This window comes from Cupriavidus sp. 05T41 (genome assembly GCF_056396525.1).
In genome coordinates, this window is sequence record NZ_JBFTLQ010000163.1 from 1 (window position 1) to 6,702 (window position 6,702).

At 69.1% G+C, this 6,702-nt stretch carries 8 protein-coding genes; 3 read left to right on the plus strand and 5 right to left on the minus strand.

What is annotated here, in order from left to right; genetic code table 11:
- The 4 genes from AC1DKV_RS39810 to AC1DKV_RS39825 all read right to left on the minus strand — a co-directional run.
- A partial coding sequence (locus tag AC1DKV_RS39810; RefSeq protein WP_477139676.1) for an FAD-dependent oxidoreductase occupies positions 1-359 on the minus strand: 359 nt, incomplete at its 3' end.
- On the minus strand, positions 356-1,387 hold the full coding sequence (locus AC1DKV_RS39815) for a 4-hydroxyproline epimerase (protein WP_477139677.1): 1,032 nt from the start codon (positions 1,385-1,387) through the stop codon (positions 356-358). The genes AC1DKV_RS39815 and AC1DKV_RS39810, both read right to left, overlap by 4 nt.
- A gap of 127 nt (positions 1,388-1,514) precedes the next feature.
- A complete protein-coding gene (locus tag AC1DKV_RS39820) occupies positions 1,515-2,186 on the minus strand; it encodes a nitroreductase (protein ID WP_477139678.1) in 672 nt (223 codons plus the stop codon).
- A gap of 38 nt (positions 2,187-2,224) precedes the next feature.
- Positions 2,225-3,118: a crotonase/enoyl-CoA hydratase family protein gene (locus AC1DKV_RS39825; RefSeq protein ID WP_441650427.1), complete on the minus strand. Its 894-nt coding sequence runs from the start codon at positions 3,116-3,118 to the stop codon at positions 2,225-2,227.
- Positions 3,119-3,312: 194 nt separating this feature from the next.
- Here AC1DKV_RS39825 and AC1DKV_RS39830 point away from each other — a divergent pair, with 194 nt between their 5' ends.
- From AC1DKV_RS39830 to AC1DKV_RS39840, 3 genes are all read left to right on the plus strand, one after another.
- On the plus strand, positions 3,313-4,287 hold the full coding sequence (locus AC1DKV_RS39830) for an NAD(P)H-dependent flavin oxidoreductase (protein WP_477139679.1): 975 nt from the start codon (positions 3,313-3,315) through the stop codon (positions 4,285-4,287).
- A 15-nt stretch (positions 4,288-4,302) separates the two neighbouring features.
- On the plus strand, positions 4,303-4,755 hold the full coding sequence (locus AC1DKV_RS39835; RefSeq protein ID WP_441621589.1) for a PaaI family thioesterase: 453 nt from the start codon (positions 4,303-4,305) through the stop codon (positions 4,753-4,755).
- 114 nt (positions 4,756-4,869) lie between these two features.
- Complete coding sequence (locus tag AC1DKV_RS39840; protein ID WP_477139680.1) at positions 4,870-6,048, plus strand: acetyl-CoA C-acetyltransferase; 1,179 nt, start codon at positions 4,870-4,872, stop codon at positions 6,046-6,048.
- 420 nt (positions 6,049-6,468) lie between these two features.
- On the opposite strand, the gene AC1DKV_RS39845 is transcribed toward AC1DKV_RS39840, so the two are convergent.
- Positions 6,469-6,702: hypothetical protein (locus AC1DKV_RS39845; protein WP_477139681.1), on the minus strand; the 234-nt coding region annotated here is incomplete at its 5' end.

The following is a 6,702-nucleotide window of genomic DNA, read 5'->3' on the forward strand; positions in this document are numbered from 1 at the left end:
GTCAGCAGCGTGCCCGGGACGCCCCGCGCCCGCAGCGCTGCGCGCCGGCGGGCGGCCTGCGCCAGTTCCTCCTCGTCGGCGGCCAGCCACAGCGTGCCGCAGCGGCGGTAGGCACAGGCCTCGGGCATGCGCGCGRCCAGCACGCGCCAGAGGCCGAGCGACGCCGCGCACAGCGCCTGCTCGGCCGCGTTGTCGTCCATCAGCACGAGGTGGCCCATGCCGGCGTGCGTGGCGCCGCCGCGCTGGTCGTCGAGCACCCGCACGTTCAGGCCATGCGCGGCCAGTTCGGCGGCGCACGCTGCGCCTACGATGCCGGCGCCGATCACGATGGCGTCTGCGCAGTGCAGGGCCCGGCTCACGCCACCAGCCCCCAGCCGAACGGATCGTCGCCGCCGACCAGCAGCGTGCTTTCGGCGCAGACGTGGGCGGTGCCATGGATGGTGGGCACGATGCGGCTCGCTTCTCCGGCTGGCGCATAGTGCGCCACGAAACGGCTGCCGGTGATGCCGGCCTGGCGCCACGGCGCGCCGGGCGCCAGCTTGCCGTCGGCAGCCAGGCAGGCCAGCTTGGCGCTGGTGCCGGTGCCGCACGGGGAGCGGTCGTAGGCGTTGCCCGGGCACAGCACGAAGTTGCGGCTGTCGGCGTCGTCGGCCKGGCCGGGCGGGCCGAACAATTCGATGTGATCGATCGCGGCGTCGCCCTCGGCGCGGATGCCMGCATGCTCCAGGGCCCGGCGCAGCGCGCCGGCGAAGGCGGTCAGGGCGTCCACGTTGTCGTGCGCGATGCGCTGGCCATGGTCCTCGCACAGGAAGAACCAGTTGCCGCCCCAGGCGATATCGCCTGCGACGGTGCCGTGGCCGGGCACCGTCACCGCCACGGCGCGCCGGTAGCGCCATGCCGGCACATTGCGCACGCTGACCGAGCCGTCTTCATGCAGCACGGCATCGACCACGCCCACCGGGGTCTCKATCCGGTGGCGGCCGGGCGCGATCCGGCCCAGGTGCGCCAGCGACGCCACCAGCCCGATGGTGCCGTGGCCGCACATGCCCAGGTAGCCGCTGTTGTTGAAGAAGATCACGCCGGCGCAGGCATCGGCCGAGGCCGGAGCGCACAGCAGCGCGCCGACCACCACGTCGCTGCCGCGCGGCTCCAGCACGGTGGCCGTGCGCCAGCGGTCATGCTCGCCAGCCAGCCGCACGAGGCGATCGGCCATGYTGCCGCCGCCCAGATCGGGGAAGCCGCCAATGACCAGGCGCGTCGGTTCGCCGCCGGTATGGGAGTCGATGACGGTGACCCGGTGCGCGGCACGCGTGGCCGGGGAACGAACGGTAGATAGGGGGGCGAACGGGCCGGGAGCGGACTCGGCCGGAGCGGAAGGCTGGCGCATGGCGGGGCTGGCGGGGGCAGGATGGATGACACTTATAGTGTGGCATCTCAAACCTGACCCGGCTTGTCGTCTTTCCGCGTCGGGACCGACGAAATCGGCATAGTTGCCGAATCCGGCGGCCGCGCTCTCAGATCCCCACGAACTCCGCGAACTCCTCCAGCGGCGCGCGCACGGCACGCAGCTGGTTGGCCGGCGCCCCGGGGTCTTCGTAGCCGATGGCCATGCCGGTAAACAGCATGCGTTCGGCGGGGATCGAGAGAAAGGACGAGATGGTCTGCGGATAGATCGCCCAGCATTCCTGAGCGCAGCTGTGCAGGCCATGCTCGCGCAGCAGCAGCATCACGGTCTGCAGGTACATGCCGAGATCCGACCACTGCGGCGGGCCCATGCGGCGGTCCACGGTGCAGAACAGCGCCAGCGGCGCGCCGAAGAAGGTGAAGTTGTTGGCGAACTGCGCGATGCGCGCGCGCTTGTCCTCGCGCGGAATGCCCAGGCAGCGGTAGAGTTCCTCGCCCACCTGGAAGCGGCGCTCCCGGTAGGGCGAGACCAGCTCTGGCGGATAGATGTCGTACTCCTTGCCCTCGCCGCCGGGCCGGCTGGCGATCAGCTCGCGCATGGTGCCCTTGAGCTCTTCGAGCGGTTCCCCGCCCACCACGTGGATATGCCACGGCTGCAGGTTGCCGCCCGAGGGTGCCCGCGCGGCCTGTTCGAGCACGTCGCGGATGATCTCCGGCGCCACCGGCGCGGGCAGGAAGCCGCGCACGGATTTGCKGGTCTGGAMTGCGGTACTGACGTTCACGCTGTGCTCCTGGCGATGCGTTGGGCGTTGTCTCTGGCTCAGATGAAGGGCGGCTCGTTGCCCCAGTCGTAGAAGTCCGGCATGTCCTGCGAGACCCGCTCCGGGAAGTTGGCGGGGCGCTTTTCCAGGAAGGCATCGACGCCTTCCTTGACGTCGGCGGACTGGCCGCGTGACTGGATCGCGCGGCTGTCCAGCCGGTGCGCCTCCATCGGGTGGCTGGCGCCGGCCATGCGCCAGATCAGCTGKCGCGAGATCGCCACCGAGACCGGCGCGGCGTTGTCCGCGATCTCGCGCGCCAGCGCCTGCGCCGCCGGCAGCAGGTCTTCGGGCGCGTGCAGCGAGCGCACCAGGCCGCGATCGAGCGCTTCCTGCGCGCTGAACACGCGGCCGGTGTAGCACCACTCCAGCGCGGTGGAGATCCCCACCACGCGCGACAGGAACCATGACGAAGCCGCCTCCGGCGTGATGCCGCGGCGCGCGAACACGAAGCCGAACTTGGCGTCGGTCGAGGCCAGGCGGATATCCATCGGCAACTGCATGGTCACGCCCACGCCCACCGCCGCGCCATTGACGGCGGCGATGACCGGCTTGAGGCTGCGGAAGATGCGCAGCGAGACGCGCCCGCCGCCGTCGCGGTGCGCGCTGCCCTGGCTGCTGGCGCCGTAGCGCTTCTCGAAATCGAAGGTGGAGCCGCCCGAGGCCAGGTCGGCACCGGCGCAGAAGGCGCGCCCCGAGCCGGTGACGATCACCGCGCGCACATTGTCGTCGGCGTCGGTGGCGTCGAAGGCGGCGATCAGCTCCTCCATCATCTTCGGGGTGAAGGCGTTGAGCCTGTCCGGGCGGTGCAGGGTGATGGTGGCGACACCGGCCTCGACCGCATATTGCAGGGTCTCGAAGCTGGGGGGCAGGGATGCTTGGGATGCGTTGCTCATGGCTGGCCTTGGCTGCTCGAAAGGGTTGGCTGGTAAGGTAGTGCAGAATCATGCGCCTGCAATCGTCGCATCCGACGAGGCCGGCAGTGGACCGGCGCCTTAGACTGGCGCCAGCTTGCCTGGCGGCGGCCGGCATTTGCCGCGCCGGGGCAGGACAGAGAATCGGCAAAGACAAGAAGGAAGACAGGAACATCATGAAGACGCGCATCACCGAATTGCTGGGCACCCGCTATCCCATCATCCAGGGCGGCATGCAATGGGTCGGCTACGCCGAGATGGCCGCCGCGGTATCGAACGCCGGCGGCCTCGGCGTGCTGACCGCGCTGACCCAGCCCACGCCGGAGGCGCTGGACGCAGAGATCCGTCGCTGCCGCGAGCTGACCGACAAGCCGTTTGGCGTCAACCTGACGCTGCTGCCGTCGATCAACCCGCCGCCGTACGCGCGCTACCTCGACGTGATCATCGAAAATGGCATCAAGGTGCTGGAGACCGCCGGCAACAACCCGAAGGAGCACATCGCGCGCGCCAAGGCGGCGGGCATCAAGGTGATCCACAAATGCGTGGCGATCCGCCATGCGCTGTCGGCCKAGCGGCTGGGCGTGGATGCGGTGTCGATCGACGGCTTCGAATGCGCGGGCCATCCCGGCGAAGACGACGTGCCGGGCATGGTCCTGATCCCGCTGGCGGCGCGCCGGCTCGGCATCCCCGTGATCGCCTCGGGTGGTATCGCCGACGGGCGCGGCATGGCGGCGGCGCTGGTGCTGGGTGCAGAGGGCGTGAACATGGGCACGCGCTTCTGCGCCACGCGCGAGGCGCCGATCCACCACAACATCAAGCAGGCCCTGGTGGAAGCCAGCGAGCGCGATACCAACCTGATCTTCCGCACGCTGCACAACACGGCGCGCGTGCTCAAGAACGCCGTCTCGGACGAAGTGGTGACCATCGAGCGCCAGCCGGGCGGCGCGCAGTTCGAGGACGTCAAGCACCTGGTGGCGGGCGTGCGCGGCAAGGCCGCGCTGAACGCCGGCGAGACCGACGGCGGCATCATCAGCGCGGGCCAGTGCGTGGGCCTGATCGACGACATCCCGAGCTGCGAGGAGCTGATCGAGCGCATGGTGGCCGAATGCCGCGAGCAGCTCGGCGTGGCGTCGCGCTTCTTCGCGGCCTGAGGCGGGGCGGTGTCCATGGCAGAAGCCAATGAACCGGGCGCCGGCAGCGCTGGCGCGGACGCGGCGGCGGTGCCGCCGGGATTTGTCGCGCTGCGCGGCGCCAGCGGCTTTCTCGAGCATTTCGGCCAGCTCTACGTGGACCGTGCGCGGCGCGTGGTCGCCATCCGCATCGGGCCGCAGCATCTGAACCCGCTCGGCATCCCGCACGGCGGCATGCTGGCCACGCTGGCCGATACCGCCATCGGGATGATGATGGCGTTGGAGGCAGGGCGCCAGCATCCGGCGGTGACCGCCAACCTCAGCCTCGACTACTTCGATGCCGCGCGCGTGGGCGACTGGGTGGAAGCGCACGTGGCGTTCGACAAGCTCGGCTCGCGGCTGCGCTTCGGCAGTTGCCGCCTGCTGGCGGGCGAGCGCTGCCTGTTGCGCGCCACGGCGATCTTCTCGGTACTGCAGCCGCGCGTCTGACAGCGCGCGCCGGCMGCGCAATCGTCGCTTCCGACGACGCCATGTGCCGGGCAACTGCTCCAGAATCCGCATCAGGATAAACAGKGTTTGCCTGGAACGATAAGAGGAGAGCACATGGCAGAGGCATACATCGTAGCGGCCGCGCGCACCGCGGGCGGGCGCAAGGGCGGCAAGCTCGCGGGCTGGCATCCGGCGGACCTCGCCGCGCAGGTGCTGGACGCGCTGGTCGCGCGCAGCGGCGCCGATCCCGCACTGATCGACGACGTGATCATGGGCTGCGTGGGCCAGGCCGGTGAGCAGGCCGGCAATGTGGCGCGCAACGCCGTGCTGGCTTCGCGCCTGCCCGAAAGCGTGCCCGGCACTTCCGTGGACCGCCAGTGCGGCTCGTCGCAGCAGGCGCTGCATTTCGCCGCACAGGCCGTGATGTCCGGCACCATGGATATCGTCATCGCCGCTGGCGTGGAAAGCATGACGCGCGTGCCGATGGGCCTGCCGTCCTCRCTGCCGTTCAAGAACGGTTTCGGCAGCTCGATGAGCCCGGCCATGCAGGAGCGCTATCCGGGCGTGAAGTTCAGCCAGTTMACCGGCGCCGAGATGATGTCGCGCAAGTACGGCCTCAAGCGCGACGACCTCGACCGCTACGCGCTGGAAAGCCACCGCCGCGCCATCGCCGCCACCCAGGCCGGCCGCTTCAACCAGGAAATCGTGCCGGTCGCCGTGCGCGCCGCCGACGGCAGCGGCAATGGCGAACTGCACACGGTGGACGAAGGCATCCGCTTCGAAGCGAGCCTGGAGTCCATCGGCAGCGTCAAGCTGATCGAGGAGGGTGGCACCGTCACCGCAGCCAGCGCCAGCCAGATCTGCGATGGCGCCGCCGGCCTGATGATCGTCAACGAAGCCGGCCTGAAGAAGCTGGGCGTCAAGCCGCTCGCGCGCATCCATCATATGTCGGTGCTCGGCCACGATCCCGTCATCATGCTCGAGGCGCCGTTGCCCGCCACGCTGCGCGCGCTGGAGAAGGCCGGCATGAAGATCGGCGACATCGACCTGTTCGAGATCAACGAAGCGTTCGCGCCGGTGCCGCTGGCGTGGCTGCAGGCCACGGGTGCCGATCCGGCGCGCATGAACGTGCACGGCGGCGCGATCGCGCTGGGCCACCCGCTGGGCGGTTCTGGCGCGAAGCTGATGACCACGCTGGTGCATGCCCTGCATACGCATGGCAAGCGCTACGGCCTGCAGACCATGTGCGAAGGCGGCGGCATGGCGAATGTGACGATCGTCGAGCGGTTGTAGGAGACGCCACTGAAGACGGTCCCGTGAGACGCGGGACCGTCTTCCGCTCGCCGGTGCGCCACGGAACGTAGTGGCGCAGCGTCTCACGCGGAGTCAGGCAGAAGTTGTTGTGAGGAGTGTTCCACCAGTGGGGTGCTTCGGGCAGCGGCAGATCACACGGTCCCTGGGCCATAAAGTGGCGGATGTACTCGCAGACTTGGGCGACGTAGAGGATACGAGGGTCACTTGGCTCGTTGCTATCGACCCAAATTGACCGTGTTGGTGCCCAAGTTTCCTGCATAGTCCGGGCTAGCACCCTTCGGCTGAAACTGCGTGGAGACTTGCGTGCTTTCATCCATCGCATGGGGCAGCCAATCGCTTGCTGACCGAAACCGATGCCGCCTTCTCTGGATTTCAGCAAACATGGACCGCCGTTGGAAGTCAGGCACGATGATCGCCATCCTCGTCGGCGAAGCCGCACAGCCGGTCGTTCTCCGGCGGAAACTGAGGTTCCGGGTAAGTGAGGATGATGAGTTGGGGGAGCGCCATCACCGGCATGACCAGCAGCACGATGACCAGGTCCACCCAGAGGGTGAGCGGTAGCCACCAGCGGCGCTTTGGATCGGTGAAGGAGGCGAGCACCCAGCGACCGCCGTAACGCAGCAGTACATCGCG